Origin of the sequence: uncultured Aquimarina sp., assembly GCF_947496855.1 — a bacterium.
Taxonomy (GTDB): Bacteria; Bacteroidota; Bacteroidia; order Flavobacteriales; family Flavobacteriaceae; genus Aquimarina.
In genome coordinates this window covers 472,222-487,707 of the sequence record NZ_CANMED010000004.1, presented here as the reverse complement: position 1 = coordinate 487,707, position 15,486 = coordinate 472,222, and the positions used below count along the sequence as shown (strand labels likewise).

The following is a 15,486-nucleotide window of genomic DNA, read 5'->3' as shown; positions in this document are numbered from 1 at the left end:
AAATATACATTAATTTATACCTCTTCCATATATTCCTCAATAGGAGCACAAGTACAAATAAGGTTTCTATCTCCGTAAGCATCATCTACACGTCTTACCGTTGGCCAGAATTTATTATCCGCTACATATGATAATGGATAAGCTGCTTGTTCTCTGGTATATGGAAAATCCCAAGAGTCTGCAGTTAACATGGTCATAGTATGAGGAGCATTTTTCATTACATTGTTAGGGTTGTCTGCGTTAGCTTCTGCTATTTCCTGACGAATACTAATCATTGCATCACAAAAACGATCTAACTCCGCTTTGCTTTCACTTTCTGTTGGTTCAATCATAATTGTTCCTGCAACAGGGAAAGAAACCGTAGGAGCGTGGAATCCATAATCCATTAATCGCTTGGCGATATCTGTTACTTCAATTCCGTGTGCTTTAAATGGGCGACAATCTACAATCATTTCGTGAGCAGCACGACCGCGTTCTCCAGAATATAAAGTGCTATAATGTCCATCTAATCGTTCCTTGATATAATTAGCATTTAGGATAGCATATTCTGTAGATTCTTTAAGACCTTTTTCGCCTAACATGGTTATATAACCATATGATATTAAACAGGCTAAAGCTGATCCCCAAGGTGCTGCAGAAATAGCAGTAATTGCCTGATCTCCTCCTGTGGCAATAACAGGATTACCAGGTAAAAATGGTACCAATTGTTTTGCTACACAAATCGGTCCAACTCCAGGCCCTCCACCTCCGTGAGGAATAGCAAATGTTTTATGCAGGTTTAGGTGGCATACATCAGCGCCAATGGCTCCTGGATGTGTTAATCCTACTTGAGCATTCATATTAGCGCCATCCATGTATACTTGCCCTCCATTATCATGGATAATTTTAGTAATTTCTTTAATTGCAGATTCGTAGACTCCGTGAGTAGAAGGATACGTTACCATTAATGCAGAAAGGTTGTCCTTATACTTTTCAGCTTTTTCTCTTAGGTCTTCTACATCTATATTTCCTTCTTCGGTGGCTTTGGTTACTACTACTTTCATTCCAGCCATCACTGCAGATGCAGGGTTGGTACCGTGCGCAGAAGAAGGGATCAAACAAATATTTCTGTGATGATCTCCTCTGGATTCGTGATACGCGCGAATCACCATTAAACCTGCAAATTCTCCTTGTGCTCCTGAATTAGGTTGCAAAGAAGTTCCTGCAAAACCTGTAATTTCGGTTAACTGATCCTCTAGTTTTTTTAGTACTTCTTGATATCCTTTGGCTTGTTCTACCGGAACCATCGGATGAATGTTACCCCATTGTGGATCACTTAACGGTAGCATTTCGGATGCAGCATTTAGCTTCATTGTACAAGAACCTAACGGAATCATAGAATGATTTAAAGAAAGGTCTTTACGTTCTAGCTTTTTGATATAACGCATCAATTCCGTTTCAGAATGATAGGTGTTAAATACTTCATTCGTTAAGAATTCTGTATTTCGTTTTATTGTATCCGGAATATTTACCAAATTATTATTTACACTTATTTCTATACTTTCTTTTCCCGCTGCTTTTGCAAAAATCGATACAATTGTATTTAGATCTGCAGTAGTAGTAGCTTCATTTAAAGAGATGGATACTGTTTCCGTATCTGGATAGTAGAAATTTACCTGATGTTCTTCAGCGATTTCTTTAATTTTGTTTGCTGATGATTTGATTCTGATGGTATCAAAGTATACTGTATTCAATTGTTGATATCCTAATGATTCAATGGTATTAGCCAACTCAGAAGCTGAAGTGTTTACTTTATTAGCGATGTATTGCAATCCATCCTTACCGTGATATACAGCATACATTCCCGCCATCACAGCAAGCAATACCTGAGCGGTACATATATTAGAAGTTGCTTTATCGCGTTTAATATGTTGTTCGCGGGTTTGTAATGCCATACGTAATGCACGACTCCCATTCATATCCTGAGTAACACCAATGATTCTACCAGGAATATTTCTTTTATATTCTTCTCTAGTTGCAAAATATGCTGCGTGAGGTCCTCCATATCCTAATGGAATTCCGAATCGCTGTGTAGTACCTACTACTACATCTGCATCAAAACTACCAGGGGATTTAAGCACTACAAGACTAAGGATATCGGCAGCTACTGCTACTTTAATTTCAGACTGATGCGCGTTTTCTACAAAAGCGGCATAGTCAAATACTTGACCAGATACACCTGGATATTGTAAAATAGCACCATAAAAATCTGTTGAAAAATCAAATTTTGTGTGGTCACCTATTATTAATTCAATACCTAATGGAATTGCTCTGGTTTTTAATAAGGAAAGCGTTTGTGGTAGTATTTCTTCAGAAACAAAAAACTTATGAATGTTTTCTTTTTTCTGCGCTCTGGATCTCACTGCAAATAACATGGTCATTGCTTCTGCAGCTGCAGTACTTTCATCAAGTAAAGATGCGTTAGCCAATTCCATTCCGGTTAGATCACAAACCATAGTTTGATAATTTAGCAATGCTTCTAATCTACCTTGAGCAATTTCTGCCTGATATGGTGTATAAGCAGTATACCATCCTGGATTTTCTAAGATATTACGTTGTATTACTGCTGGCAAACTTGCTTCGTGATATCCTAAACCCATGTAGGTTTTAAACATCTTATTTTTAGCGGCTAACAGCTGTATGTGAGCAGAATACTCTTGTTCGCTCATCGCCTCGTCAAGTTTTAACGGGGCTTTTAGTAAAATGTCATTAGGGACAGTTTCGTGGATAAGTTGATCCATAGAATCAGCCTTGATTGTATTCAGCATATTGTCAAGATCCTTTTCTGAAGGACCAATATGACGCAGTTTAAATGAGTCAGTTTTCATAGCAAAAAAACAGTTGAGATTGAAAGCGCAAAAGTACATATTTAATCCCTAAAATTTTCACAATAAATTAACCTAACCCTATCAAGTTTTTAACCAATTTACAGTGTTATTAACAGATTCCCCTAAATTCACCGTGTGAAAACCTTAAAAAGCATATTTAGTTTTTATGTAAACAGCAGTATCCATGTAGCCTTAGCCGTGGCAGCCTTGGTTAAGCTTACTTTTTTAAAGTTCGAAATTCTGGGAGGGGATGTGTATATATATTTCAGTTTTGTGGGGGCTATTGTAGCGTATAATTTTGTGAAGTATGCTAATATATCCGAATTATATCACAAACGATTGACAAAATCAATGACTGTCATAAAAATATTTACAACGGTTTGTGCTATAATTTTTGTGTATTTTGGGTATCAGCTTTCCATAGATACGTTGATTTGGATGTTACCTTTTGTGTTCCTTACAATACTTTATGCTGTTCCTGTTTTTCCAAATAAAAAGAATTTAAGAAGTGTAGCAGGAATTAAGATTTTTATTATTGGTGTTACTTGGACTGGAATAACTGTATTGATACCTGTTATTTATACAGAAGGAGCTTTAGAGTTTAATATGAGTATAGAAATCATACAGCGTTTTTTGTTTGTCGTAGTGATAATGCTGCCTTTTGAGATTAGAGATTTACAGTATGACGGAAAAGAATTAGAAACAATCCCTCAGAAAATTGGTATCACAAGAACCAAAGTATTTGGAAGTATTTTACTAGTGATTTTTTTACTAATTACCGTGTTTAAGGATGAACTTTTTTCTACAGAAATTCTCAGTACAGTGTCTATTACAATTATTAGTTTATTGTTTTTATGGGGTACGGATAAAAAACAATCGGAATACTTTTGTTCCTTTTGGGTCGAAAGCATTCCGATTATTTGGTTGTTTATATGGGTCTTGATGCAGCGCTTATTTGGCTAATTCTTTTCGTAGTTGTTCTTTCATCTCTTCCTTTTTAGAAGCTTCTATCACCTGTACTTTAGACTTTTTAATTGCTTTAGTAAGTTTGCTGTTTCTTTTAGAATAAGCTCTTGTTACTTTGCAATACATTAACCTGATATTCAATTTGATAATTTCCATAACGGATGCCTCACCATATTGATTCTTATCACAGATATACTTCGCTTCCTCGCAGGAGATTGATAAATTATTACTTGTTTTCATTACAATTTTAAAATACTATTATTTTGGGTGTTATTTAACTTATTTATTCTTGTTCAGACATTTTTTTCTTTAATTGTTCTTTCATCGCATCCTTAGCTGATTGATTGATACTTATTACCTTAGGATCTTTAAATAAATTAGTTAGTTTCGTATTCTTAGACGAGTATTTCCTACAAGCCTTACAATAAATCAAATGAATATTTAATTTTACTTTTTCCCAAAAAGAGGCTTCCCTATATTGATTTTTATCGCAAATGTGATTAGCGTTTTCACAACTTACAAATATTTTGTTTTCTGTACTCATGTGTATTAAAACCAGTTTTTTTCTAAGCATTCTGCCATCGCTGTACGTGCACGATGAATGATTACCCATAAATTAGACGCAGTAATATCGAATTCATTACAGATTGCTTCTGTATCAAATCCTTGAATAGTTTTCATAGAGAAAATACGAGCTTGTTTCTCAGGTAATTTGCCGAGGCAATCGTGGATTGCGACTCCTAATTCTTTATTCTCAATTTTACCTTCGGCGTTTTGATCAAAGGGATCCGCTACTCTTTCTTCTAACCAATCTCCTTCAGTCTCACCATCATTGGTGTAATTGATACGCACTTCTGCTTTACCTTTATTACTATTTATTTTTCTATAATGATCAATGATTTTTCTTTTAAGTATAGAAATAAGCCAAGTACGTTCGCTTGCCTCTCCTTTAAAGTTTTTCATTGATTTAAGACCTGCAAAAAAGGTCTCTTGCACTAAATCTTGTGCAATTTCTCTGTCATCAACTCGCACTATGGTATAGTTAAATAGGTAGTCACTGTATTTATCTATCCACGAATTGGGGTCTATTGTGTTTGTCGGCATAGTGTATTCGCTCTTTTCCTCAAAAATAGGATAAAAAGTTGAATCTTAAATAAGTTTAAACCATTGAATTGCAGAAGAACTTCTTAAAGAAACCTTGCAGGATATCGATAACGTTGTTTTTTTAATAGCTATGTGATTTACGATTACTGTCATGATTCACTAAAAATAGCTTAATACAATAAGTAAAGATAATTACCTTATGGTTGATTGTTCTGTTTCAGTCTTTATATGCTGGTTTCTTGTAGAGAGGAATTTGGTTAAATGATTTTTTAAAAAAAACCGATCAAAAAATCTTCCTAAAAACCCATAAGGAGTTTCGTATTCTAGAAGATCAATCATTTTAGTTCCGGTTATTGTTTCCTTAAAAATATGTTGATGTTTAAAACTCTTAAAATGACCATGAATCATTTCATCTATAAAGAAGGTTGGATATTTTAAAGATGTTATTTTGCTTTGGTGCTTTAGATACAAGCCAAAATGCTTTCCTTTCCAAGTAACAGTTTCATATAAGTTTATCAATCCTGAGGTTTTTCCAGCAATGGCTATTTCCTTAGTTCTCTTTGCAGAACTCATATGAAGATCAATATTTCTTGCAGCATCGAAAACAGTTGCCAAAGGAGCATCGATAAGAGTACATAGTTCAATTTTAGTCATAATTATGAGGTTAAATCTATTAGTGCTTTGGTGAGGTTAGGGTGCTTAAATCTAAAACCTGAATCTTGTAGCTTTTTTGGAATAACATTTCTGCTTTTTAGAATCAATTCAGTTTCGGTTTTAATAATTCTAGCTCCGATCTCTAAAAGAGGTTTGGGTAATGGAATTCCGAAGGGAGTTTTAGTAGCATTTCGCAGTGTTTTCATTAACCCATTATTATCTGTTGGTTTAGGAGCAACGATATTTATAGGACCTTGAATTTCTGAGTTTTCAATAATAAATTCCAAACTTCTTGCAAAATCGTCTTCATGAATCCAACTAAATTTTTGATTTCCTTTCCCTTGTTTCCCGCCAAAACCAATTTTTACTAAATTGAGAATGGGTTGCAAAGCGCCACCATTTTTACCTAAAACAATAGACGTTCTCAAAGCTACTTTTCTGGTTTTGGGAGTCTGATGAGAGAAAAAGACACTTTCCCAATTGGTAGCTACATCCACAGAAAAACCCGTTCCGATCTCACCATTGACTTCATCCATTTCTTTGTCCAAAGAATGTCTGTAGATGGTCGCCGTAGAAGAGTTTAACCAAACTTTAGGAGGATTTTTACAAGCTAAAACAGCTTCGCCTAATACAGCAGTAGAGTCTACTCTAGAGGAAAGAATGAGATTCTTATTCTTTTGATGATATCTGCAATCGACTGATTTTCCTGTCATATTGATAAGAACATCTGCATCATCAAGTTCTTGTTTCCATACTCCTAGAGTTTTGGCATCCCAATGCACATATTTGATATTCTCTATGGATTTGTTTTTACTACGAGTAAGTATTACTATAGTCTCTGCTTTGTTTTTAAAATGCTCAACTAGTACGTTTCCTAAAAAACCTGTTCCTGCTGCTATAATTAGTTTTTTCATATTCTTTAAAATTAAAATAATAATATTGGTAACCATAGGATTCTGTATGTAATCCAGGTTAGGGTCAAGTAAGATGGTAATGCTAGTTTTTTAACTCTTCTTGCGTGTTCAATAATCATTAGTAAAACAACCGCTAAGAATAAAAGAATTCGGATCTCTATGGATATTTGTTCTTTTTGAAACAATAATATCATCGGAATTAGTGCTAACGACCCTAATAAAGAAACCGTAATCATATTATAGAGATAACTATGAAGTTTTTTCTTTATAAAAATCAATATGATACTTCCTTGCCATAAAAGTTGACCAGAACACATGATCATTTCTTTGGTTAAATTATCATTGGGAATCAATTCCGGAAGTGCTTTTGCGTAGTAAAACAATACAACTGTTGATAGTATGGTAGCGATGATGATATACATCCATTGATATGTGATCCGAGCTATATTCATTAAGTTATTTTTCTGCTGTTATGATATAATATCCAAAGCTTTTCATATGCAATCCTGATAGTAATGCAAAAATAGATCCTTTAAGGTTTTTCCAACTTTGAGGCTTTAGCATTTCTTTTTTAAATAATTTTTTGAAAATAAAACCAATTATTGCAAAAGGCACGTGTAATACCGAAGGTGCCACTCTGAAAGAAACATCTTCTACGATTACGTTTTTGAAACCAACTTCCTCTAAGGTTTTTTTGACTCGCTGTATACTGCCTAGCCCTTCCAGGCTCCATCCTTTGCATAGTTGATCATAACAATAATGACTTCCTGGGCATAATTGATCTTCATCTTTTTTTAGAAAAGCATCTGCTATTACTAGTTTGCCGCCAGGTTTAACTATTCTGTAAGCTTCCTTTAATGCTGTTTCGCTATGACCAGAATGACAATAACTTTCTATAGCATATGCACTATCCATACTATTAGAAGTAAAATATGTGTGGCAATAATTTTCTTCTAGAATCAATCCGTTCATGTTTTTAAGTCTTTTATTACCTTCCTGAACCTGAAAACGAGAAAGTGTTACTCCCATAACACTAAGACGTGGATATTTGCGTAAACCATATCTCATAGTACCACCAATTCCACAACCCAAATCTGCAATCAATCCATTTCTTTTATTGAAGTTTAACCGATTAAATACCTGATTATTCATTTCATTAAGCATGGTATCTCTTTTAAAAAGTGTTGTTTTAAAAGGAATGTAATATCCAAAATGCATATTGAAATCCTTGCTCCAGAACTCATAATCTTCTGTAGCTTCATCATAGAGTTCTATAAGATTTTCTTTATTAGATTTTTGAAATCTGATTTTATGTAAGAGTGGAAGTGTAGTATTCATAACTTGATGTTTTATTTATGATTGAAAAACACAATATATTTATTGAACCTGAGGCCCTTTTGGTCTTATTGTTTGAGTAACAACTGGTGGCCTTTGTTTAGATTTTTTTCTTCCTCTAAAAAACAGGTACATGTTAAGGAATAGCATTAACCCTAGGTAAATTGAAAATCCACCAATTTTAAAGCTCAATATTTCTACTAAATTTTGATAAGTGTCATTAAAGTTATAGTTGTCAATCTTTAGGATTAATAATGCCCAACCAATATTTAGTAAGTAAAAACCAACTTCAAAAAGACGATTCGTTGCGATTGCAATATCATCTTTACCTTTAAAAATGTCGATCATAAAGGTTTTTCCATTCTTAAAAAGTGTTTTAGAGACAAAATAGGTAAGGATAATTGCTATGGGTAAATAAATAATATATCCTATAAAAATTTTAGAAGTTTCCATAAAGTTCGTATTTATAATTATTTAATGTTTTTAATAAATTTTGTAATCCAGAACAGATTGAAATAATGTAAAGTCGCCAGTATACAGATTATGGTTGCTGTATGTTTAGACAAGCTTTCGATCATTTGCGAAATAGAATTGATCGTAGTCCATCCGGTTAATGTTATTACTGTGTATCCAATGTTTATAAGATAGTACCCTGTCAAAAGCATATTGTTTATTCGTAAACAGAAATCTTTATCATCAGGAACAAGATGCGCCACAAATATATTTCCGTTTTTATAGCAAATAAGTCCTACCTTGATAATAATGAATACAGTGATTAGTATGTATATACTATATGTAATCAGGTTTAAGTTCATGGATTTCTTTTTTGATTTGATACGTGGTATACACAAAGTATGAAGCAATACCCATTGGAATTACAGCATAAAAAATTAATCCATATGTGTTTTCAAAACTTTGATTTAAAAGATAGAATGCTAACCAGTACGAAATAAAAAGGAACCAATAAATTGAGATCAACTTTTTAGATAATGGATTCAGTTCTTTCCAACGACTTAAAATGGATAATGCTAAAATGAACTGAATAAATCCAAGCGGTATTTGGGCTAACAATCCTAGATATACCGTTAAATAAAGCAATAAAGTGATGATAAAACTCCATTTGTTAATGTTATGCGTTGTCTTCATAATTCTAATATTTTTAAAGTTTCAATAATTTATGAAACATCATTTGAAAAAGAAAAGGAATTTCTTCCTTGTATCTTATTGATTACGTTTTAGGTTATTATTTAATAAGTTTCATAAGCGTTTTTGTAATCCAATTAGATTCTTGATTTACGATTTTGTTCATCATCGTATCTGCATTATTTGCCAATTCATACAAGGCCTTCGTTTGTTTTATTAATTCTTCTGTCTTTTTTGACCCATCTCCTTCTATCCCGGATACTTCTCTTAAGACCTTTATAACGGGCTTTATTTCTCTTCTGCTTCTTTCTTTGGCTACTTGTCTTGCTAACTCTTGCACATCCTTTTCAGAAACAAAATACTCTTTACGCTCTCCTGGTTTACTTTCTTTAAAAACAATACCCCAATCCATTAATTGGCGAAGATTCATACTTGTATTTCCTCTGGAAATATGTAACTCCTCCATAATATCTTCCATAGAAAGTGGTTCTGGTGAGATCCACAATAATGCATGGATTTGCGCCATAGCCTTATTAATACCCCACAAAGTACCTAAGGCTCCCCACGTTGATATAAATTTATCTTTTGCTTCTTTGTAATTCATAGTACAAATATACAATAAATCTTAAACTTTCAGTAATTATTGAAAGTTTAATTTATTGATTATGTTAAAACCATAGACTAACAGATGTTAGTGCAGTTGTTTTTTTGCGGATTAGCCACTTTGGTAATAGTTTGGTTTTGTGTAAGTTAATAGTCTAACACAAACTCATTTAAAAATGCAAAAGTTAAACTTAATTATTTCAACAATTTTGCTTAGTCTATTTATGTATAATAGTCATGCACAGGAACCATCGGATATGTTTTATGCTACGATGGAGACAAAAGATGCCTTGGGGCTTCAAAAGAATCATCCTGAAGATATACAAATTATCGAATCAAAAAATGGTTATAGTGCAGTGCTGCTTAGTGATGAAGCTGCTCATGAATTACACCATAAGGTATTAGTTCACGGTCCTGGTTTTATCTATCAAAACTCAAAAAAGAGCGCAGTTTCGGCGATACAACAGAGAAGATTATTTCAGAAACTTGCTGGAGGGTTTTCTATTACCCAAGATCAATTAGTAAGACAAAGTCTCGATTTAGTGAATAATCTAAATATTGCAAATCAAATTCAAGAATTAGAAAATTATGGGACTCGCTATCATACAAAAAGTAATGCTACCCAAGCTGTTTTAGATCTAAAAACAAAATGGGAAAACTTGGCTAGTGGTAGAAGTGATGTGTCGGTTCGTATTGTAAATCATACGAGTACCAATATGCCTTCTGTGGTTATGACGATTACGGGAACTGAAGCTCCTGACGAATTTGTAATCATTGGTGGTCACATAGATTCTACCTCTGGTGGCAACAATAATGATGCTCCTGGAGCTGATGATAATGCATCAGGAATTGCTACAATTACTGAAGCAGCAAGAGTTTTGTTCGATATGAATTTTAGACCTAAAAGAACCATGGAATTTATGGCTTTTGCAGCAGAAGAAGTTGGGCTTAGAGGTTCCAGAGAAATCGCCGAAGATTATCGAAATAGAAATGTAAATGTAGTTAGTTATATGCAATTAGATATGACAAACTATAAAGGCTCCGCCAATGACGTCTATGTTTCTACAGATTCATATAATGATGATACATTAAATGACTTTTTGGTAGAGTTGATGGACTATTATAATACCTCGGGTACTCATAGAATTACCTACGGGACTTCTCAATGTAATTATGGGTGCTCTGATCACTATAGTTGGGCGCAAGAAGGATACGCGGTGGCTTTTCCTTTCGAAGCAACATTTAATCAAAGTAATCCAAATATTCATACAACAAGAGATACTTTTGATAGATCTCCAACGCCTAATGCAACTCACGCAGCTAAATTTTGTAAACTAGCATTAGAATATTTAATAGAAATCTCCAACGGAGTAAACACAGGTGGAGGTGGAGGAGAAGAATGTAATATTAGTATTACAAGTTTTCCTAACGCGGAAAGTTTTGAAGGATCAGTCGGCGCTTGGACGCAATCCACAAATGATGATGTTAATTGGACAGTGGATGCTAATGGTACACCATCTAACGGCACTGGTCCGGTAAGTGCGGCAGATGGATCTTCTTATATTTATGTAGAAGCTTCTGGAAATGGAACAGGGTTTCCAAACAAAAGAGCAATATTAAATTCTCCGTGTTTTGATTTAAATGGATTGACCAATCCTACTATTGGTTTTAAATATCATATGGAAGGAAGTGCAATCGGTAGCCTATCAATTGACATAAGTACTGATGATGGAGCCAATTGGACAAGCCTTTTTAGTAAATCAGGTTCACAAGGAAGTGATTGGAATGCAGCTGATGTAGATTTGGCATCTTATAATGGAACAAGTATCCAGCTTAGATTCAATACCGTAACAGGATCTAGTTGGCAAGGAGATATAGCGATAGATGATTTTAGAATAGGAGAGTCTTCTTTGGATCCAGATCCAGATTCATGTATTGCTTTAGATTTTAATGATTATACGATTTCAGCTTTTTCTAATCAGGATTCGGCAGGTGATTTTTCTGTCCTAAATAATGGATCAGGAGTTTCTTTACAAAATAACACTTGGAAATACATCTCACTTAACTATACTGTAACATCCTCTACAGTCTTAGAGTTTGATTTTAGTAGTACTACGCAAGGAGAAATTCATGGAATAGGTTTCGAGGATGATAATACCTTAACCTCTAATAGATATTTTAAAGTTCACGGTTCTCAAAACTACGGCTTAACTAATTATGACAATTATTCAAGTGGTACAACATCATATGCGATCCCAGTTGGAGATTTTTATACTGGTGCTATGGATAGGTTGGTATTTGTAAATGATAATGATGCAGGAAGTGGAAACAATTCTATTTTTTCTAATGTGAAAATCTATGAAAGTTCTTGTACCAGATCTTCGACAGCTGCAGTAGCTTTCGGGACTAAAACTCCAATACTGGGAGATGAAGAGGAGTTAGGCGCATCTATAATTACCATAGCTCCTAATCCTACTAAAGATAGTTTTGTGCTAAATGTTAACGGAGCTACTAAAAAGGGGATTGTTGCGACGATTTATACTATTTTAGGAAAAAAAGCATCTAGAATTCAATTAAATTCTGGAGCTAACAATATTTCGGCCAGTAATCTGTCATTAGGATCAGGAATATATCTTATACGAATAGAAAGTGAAGGAGAAAAACTAGCTGTACGCAAATTAATAATTCAATAATCCCAAAATAAATCGAAACAATAACTTAAAACCGTAATCTAAAAAGGTGCTTCAATTTGAAGCACCTTTTTTATTTGCTTATTTCTTATAAATTATTCTTTTATCAACCCAGCGCGTTTTAACAGTGCTTCTGGTTTTGGTTCTTGGCCTCTAAATCGTTTATATAATGTCATAGGGTTTTCAGTTCCTCCTTGAGATAATACATTATCCTTAAATTTAGTAGCTACTTCTTTATTAAAGATTCCATTTTCTTTAAAATACTCAAAAGCATCTGCATCTAATACTTCTGCCCATTTATAGGAATAATATCCAGCAGAATAGCCTCCCTGAAAAATATGAGAAAAAGAGGTGCTCATACAGTTCGTAGCAACATCAGGATATAAAGAAGTATCAATAAATGCTTTCTTTTCATGTGCTTTTACATCCTTAATATCAGCAGGGTTTTGTGAATGCCAAGACATATCTAATAACCCGAAACTTAATTGACGCATTGTGGCCATTCCTTCCATAAAAGTGGATGATTCTTTTATCTTTTGAACCAATTCCATAGGTATAACTTCACCGGTCTCATAGTGTTTGGCGAATAATTCTAATGCTTCTTTCTCATAACACCAGTTCTCTAATACCTGACTTGGTAGTTCTACGAAATCCCAATAAACGCTTGTTCCCGATAGTCCAGGATACGTAGTATTGGCTAACATCCCATGTAAAGCGTGACCAAATTCATGAAACAATGTCGTTACCTCGTTAAAAGTTAATAGTGAAGGCTTGCTTGGTGTAGGTTTGGTGAAATTACACACGATAGAGATGTGTGGTCTTATATTTTTATTATCCTTTCTCATTTGAGGCTTATACGATGTCATCCAGGCACCATTTCGTTTTCCAGATCTTGGATGGAAATCTGCATAAAATTCGGCAATAAAATTTCCTTGAGTATCCGTAACATGATACGTTTTGACCTCTTCGTGGTATTTGTCTACTTGATTTGTTTCTTCAAATTGTAACCCGAATAGATTAGTAGCTATCTGAAAAACACCTCCTATAACATTCTCTAGTTTGAAATATGGTTTCAATTTTTCATCATCTAGATCAAAAAGTTTTTGCTTTAATTTTTCTGAATAGTAAGATCCATCCCATTTTTGAAGTTGATCGATTCCGTCTAATTCTTTAGCGAAATTTTCTAATTGTTTAAATTCTCTTTCCGCAGCTGGCTTTGCTTTTTCCATAATTTCATTTAGAAAAGAGAATACTTTATCCGGAGTTTCTGCCATACGTTCTTCTAAAACATAATTAGCGTGAGATGTATAACCTAAAACATTGGAGCGTTCATAACGTAGTTTAGCAATTTTAAGCACAATTTCTTGATTATCTAACTCATTATTTTGAAATCCTTTAGAACCAAAAGCGAGTGCTAATTTTTTACGTAATTCTCTGTTGTCTGCATAGGTCATAAAAGGGATGTAGCTAGGATAATCTAGGGTAATCATCCAGCCCTTTTTTTCTTTAGATTCGGCAAGTGCCTTAGCTGCTTCTTTAGCTCCCTCCGGCAAACCGGCAAGATCAGTTTCGTCCGTTAATAACATTTCGAACTTATTGGTCTCAGCAAGTACATTTTCGCCAAACTTAAGACTCAATTGGGAAAGTTCTTTATCAATTTCTCTGAGTTGCTCTTTTTTATCCGTAGGAAGATTCGCCCCATTTCTAGAAAATGATTTATATCTCTTTTCTAATAGAGTAGATTGTTCTGGAGAAAGGTTTAGTGAATTCTTTTTCATATAAACAGTTTCTATTCTTTTGAATAGATCTGTGTTTAGAGCAATATCGTTACCAAACTCAGATAATAGTGGAGAAGCTTCTTGTGCAATCTTCTGAATTTCTTCGTTGGTTTCGGCACTATTAAGATTAAAAAAGATACTAGTTACTCTATCGAGCAATTCTCCACTATATTCTAGTTTTTCTATAGTATTCGAAAAAGATGGATTTTCTGTATTAGTTACAATAGCATCTACTTCTTGTTTCGCAATAGTAATTGCATTTCTTATAGCTGGCAAAAAGTGCTCAGATTGTATTTGAGAAAAAGGAGCAAGGTCAAATAATTCTAATAATGGGTTTTTCATTATCTAATAGTGTTTTCTTTATGTTTTATATGTTCACTTGTCGAAAAAGTGTGTTCTTTATCGGCGATTGCTTTTTTTGTGATATTACATTTTGATTAAACCACAGTTGATAAGCATACATTTGTATTAGGTTTATTAGTAATGATCTATGCAAAGAACCTAAATTACATTATTGCTGTAGGGGTATGGCAACGATAAGTAATCTTTGTAAAGGTCAAATATATTGAAAGAGCTACAATAATTGTAGCTCTTTTCTTTTCTATTTTGATTAAAAAGCTACAGTTTTAACCGAGAAATACGTAAAATGTATATTTTTCTATGGGAAAAAAATGAAATAAATGCAGTTTTATCACGTATTATCGATAAAAATCGCATTTTATCGAAAATGTTAATAAGTTTTGACAGATAATTATTGCGTAGTTAAAGTAAGGGATTACCTTTGTACCAGGTTTTAAGAGTATGGTCTTACGATGAATTTTTTGTGTAATATATTTAAGTTGGTTAATAAATATTGTTATATTCTATTGTAAGACCTGATATTGGAAAGAGTCGCTGAGGAGCGACTCTTTTTTTTGCAGTAATTTTTAGTGTTTATTTTTTTATCTGTTTAGCGCCTTCGATTACTTTTTGTTTCAATCCTTCTTTGTATATTAAAATTTTGTCCAATACACATTTGTCAGATACACCAATGATTTGGGCAGCAAGAATTCCAGCATTCATTGCACCATCTAGTGCTACAGTTGCTACAGGAACACCACCAGGCATTTGTAATATAGAAAGAACAGAATCCCAACCATCAATTGAGTTTCTAGATTTAACAGGAACTCCTATCACCGGCAAAGGGGATAAAGAAGCCACCATTCCGGGAAGATGAGCAGCTCCACCAGCTCCGGCAATAACTACCGATATTCCTCTGGTATGAGCATTCTTTCCGTAATCGAATAATTTTTCTGGTGTACGATGTGCGGATACAATATCAATTTCTACTTCTATATCAAAGCCTTTTAGTACTTCAATTGCTTTTTCCATAACGGGCATATCGCTTGTACTACCCATGATAATTCCTACTTTACTCATTTGCTTGCTATTT

The 15,486-nt window shown here is 33.8% G+C and carries 16 protein-coding genes; 2 read left to right on the top strand and 14 right to left on the bottom strand.

Annotation, left to right across the window (positions count from 1 at the left end):
- Nucleotides 1-14: 14 nt before the first annotated feature.
- Complete coding sequence (gcvP, locus tag Q0921_RS14565) at nt 15-2,867, bottom strand: aminomethyl-transferring glycine dehydrogenase (protein WP_299258043.1); 2,853 nt, start codon at nt 2,865-2,867, stop codon at nt 15-17.
- A gap of 135 nt (nt 2,868-3,002) precedes the next feature.
- Between gcvP and Q0921_RS14560 the strand changes: the two genes are divergently transcribed.
- Nucleotides 3,003-3,830 carry a hypothetical protein gene (locus tag Q0921_RS14560; protein WP_299258041.1) on the top strand — a complete coding sequence of 276 codons (828 nt, stop codon included), beginning with the start codon at nt 3,003-3,005 and terminating at the stop codon, nt 3,828-3,830.
- Here the strand turns inward: Q0921_RS14560 and Q0921_RS14555 are convergent.
- The 11 genes from Q0921_RS14555 to Q0921_RS14505 all read right to left on the bottom strand — a co-directional run bounded on the left by Q0921_RS14555 (nt 3,819) and on the right by Q0921_RS14505 (nt 9,587).
- Nucleotides 3,819-4,073 (bottom strand): hypothetical protein, encoded by a 255-nt coding sequence (locus Q0921_RS14555; RefSeq protein ID WP_299258039.1) that lies wholly within the window; start codon nt 4,071-4,073, stop codon nt 3,819-3,821. The two genes, Q0921_RS14560 and Q0921_RS14555, sit on opposite strands and share 12 nt — an antisense overlap.
- A gap of 43 nt (nt 4,074-4,116) precedes the next feature.
- On the bottom strand, nt 4,117-4,377 hold the full coding sequence (locus Q0921_RS14550) for a hypothetical protein (RefSeq protein WP_299258037.1): 261 nt from the start codon (nt 4,375-4,377) through the stop codon (nt 4,117-4,119).
- A gap of 5 nt (nt 4,378-4,382) precedes the next feature.
- Nucleotides 4,383-4,937 (bottom strand): sigma-70 family RNA polymerase sigma factor, encoded by a 555-nt coding sequence (locus Q0921_RS14545; RefSeq protein ID WP_299258035.1) that lies wholly within the window; start codon nt 4,935-4,937, stop codon nt 4,383-4,385.
- A 192-nt stretch (nt 4,938-5,129) separates the two neighbouring features.
- Entirely contained in the window at nt 5,130-5,591 is a 462-nt protein-coding gene (locus Q0921_RS14540; RefSeq protein WP_299258033.1) for an SRPBCC family protein, read from the bottom strand.
- A 2-nt stretch (nt 5,592-5,593) separates the two neighbouring features.
- Nucleotides 5,594-6,505: a TIGR01777 family oxidoreductase gene (locus Q0921_RS14535; RefSeq protein WP_299258031.1), complete on the bottom strand. Its 912-nt coding sequence runs from the start codon at nt 6,503-6,505 to the stop codon at nt 5,594-5,596.
- A gap of 11 nt (nt 6,506-6,516) precedes the next feature.
- The gene (locus Q0921_RS14530; RefSeq protein ID WP_299258029.1) at nt 6,517-6,957 is read right to left on the bottom strand and encodes a hypothetical protein; all 441 of its coding nucleotides are present in this window, start codon (nt 6,955-6,957) and stop codon (nt 6,517-6,519) included.
- 4 nt (nt 6,958-6,961) lie between these two features.
- On the bottom strand, nt 6,962-7,843 hold the full coding sequence (locus tag Q0921_RS14525) for a methyltransferase domain-containing protein (protein ID WP_299258027.1): 882 nt from the start codon (nt 7,841-7,843) through the stop codon (nt 6,962-6,964).
- A gap of 39 nt (nt 7,844-7,882) precedes the next feature.
- Nucleotides 7,883-8,293, bottom strand: a complete 411-nt coding sequence (locus Q0921_RS14520) for a hypothetical protein (RefSeq protein WP_299258025.1) — start codon at nt 8,291-8,293, stop codon at nt 7,883-7,885.
- Nucleotides 8,294-8,310: 17 nt separating this feature from the next.
- Nucleotides 8,311-8,655 carry a hypothetical protein gene (locus Q0921_RS14515; RefSeq protein ID WP_299258023.1) on the bottom strand — a complete coding sequence of 115 codons (345 nt, stop codon included), beginning with the start codon at nt 8,653-8,655 and terminating at the stop codon, nt 8,311-8,313.
- Complete coding sequence (locus tag Q0921_RS14510; protein ID WP_299258021.1) at nt 8,630-8,986, bottom strand: hypothetical protein; 357 nt, start codon at nt 8,984-8,986, stop codon at nt 8,630-8,632. Before Q0921_RS14510 ends, Q0921_RS14515 begins: the two co-directional genes overlap by 26 nt.
- A 97-nt stretch (nt 8,987-9,083) precedes the next feature.
- On the bottom strand, nt 9,084-9,587 hold the full coding sequence (locus tag Q0921_RS14505; RefSeq protein ID WP_299258019.1) for a MarR family transcriptional regulator: 504 nt from the start codon (nt 9,585-9,587) through the stop codon (nt 9,084-9,086).
- Between the two features lie 175 nt (nt 9,588-9,762).
- On the opposite strand from Q0921_RS14505, the gene Q0921_RS14500 reads away from it, so the two are divergent.
- A complete protein-coding gene (locus Q0921_RS14500) occupies nt 9,763-12,279 on the top strand; it encodes a M20/M25/M40 family metallo-hydrolase (RefSeq protein ID WP_299258016.1) in 2,517 nt (838 codons plus the stop codon).
- Between the two features lie 92 nt (nt 12,280-12,371).
- Here Q0921_RS14500 and Q0921_RS14495 read toward each other — a convergent pair whose 3' ends face one another.
- Nucleotides 12,372-14,396, bottom strand: a complete 2,025-nt coding sequence (locus Q0921_RS14495; protein WP_299258014.1) for a M3 family metallopeptidase — start codon at nt 14,394-14,396, stop codon at nt 12,372-12,374.
- A 591-nt stretch (nt 14,397-14,987) separates the two neighbouring features.
- On the bottom strand, nt 14,988-15,473 hold the full coding sequence (gene purE, locus Q0921_RS14490) for a 5-(carboxyamino)imidazole ribonucleotide mutase (protein ID WP_299258012.1): 486 nt from the start codon (nt 15,471-15,473) through the stop codon (nt 14,988-14,990).
- Nucleotides 15,474-15,486 lie beyond the last annotated feature (13 nt).

Coding starts and splice junctions, on each gene's coding strand:
- Q0921_RS14500 (WP_299258016.1), top strand. CDS start 9,763: ATGCAAAAGTTAAACTTAATTATTTCAACAATTTTGCTTAGTCTATTT.
- Q0921_RS14535 (WP_299258031.1), bottom strand. CDS start 6,505: ATGAAAAAACTAATTATAGCAGCAGGAACAGGTTTTTTAGGAAACGTA.
- gcvP (WP_299258043.1), bottom strand. CDS start 2,867: ATGAAAACTGACTCATTTAAACTGCGTCATATTGGTCCTTCAGAAAAG.
- Q0921_RS14550 (WP_299258037.1), bottom strand. CDS start 4,377: ATGAGTACAGAAAACAAAATATTTGTAAGTTGTGAAAACGCTAATCAC.
- Q0921_RS14555 (WP_299258039.1), bottom strand. CDS start 4,073: ATGAAAACAAGTAATAATTTATCAATCTCCTGCGAGGAAGCGAAGTAT.
- Q0921_RS14515 (WP_299258023.1), bottom strand. CDS start 8,655: ATGAACTTAAACCTGATTACATATAGTATATACATACTAATCACTGTA.
- Q0921_RS14495 (WP_299258014.1), bottom strand. CDS start 14,396: ATGAAAAACCCATTATTAGAATTATTTGACCTTGCTCCTTTTTCTCAA.
- Q0921_RS14505 (WP_299258019.1), bottom strand. CDS start 9,587: ATGAATTACAAAGAAGCAAAAGATAAATTTATATCAACGTGGGGAGCC.
- purE (WP_299258012.1), bottom strand. CDS start 15,473: ATGAGTAAAGTAGGAATTATCATGGGTAGTACAAGCGATATGCCCGTT.
- Q0921_RS14520 (WP_299258025.1), bottom strand. CDS start 8,293: ATGGAAACTTCTAAAATTTTTATAGGATATATTATTTATTTACCCATA.
- Q0921_RS14530 (WP_299258029.1), bottom strand. CDS start 6,957: ATGAATATAGCTCGGATCACATATCAATGGATGTATATCATCATCGCT.
- Q0921_RS14540 (WP_299258033.1), bottom strand. CDS start 5,591: ATGACTAAAATTGAACTATGTACTCTTATCGATGCTCCTTTGGCAACT.
- Q0921_RS14525 (WP_299258027.1), bottom strand. CDS start 7,843: ATGAATACTACACTTCCACTCTTACATAAAATCAGATTTCAAAAATCT.
- Q0921_RS14545 (WP_299258035.1), bottom strand. CDS start 4,937: ATGCCGACAAACACAATAGACCCCAATTCGTGGATAGATAAATACAGT.
- Q0921_RS14510 (WP_299258021.1), bottom strand. CDS start 8,986: ATGAAGACAACGCATAACATTAACAAATGGAGTTTTATCATCACTTTA.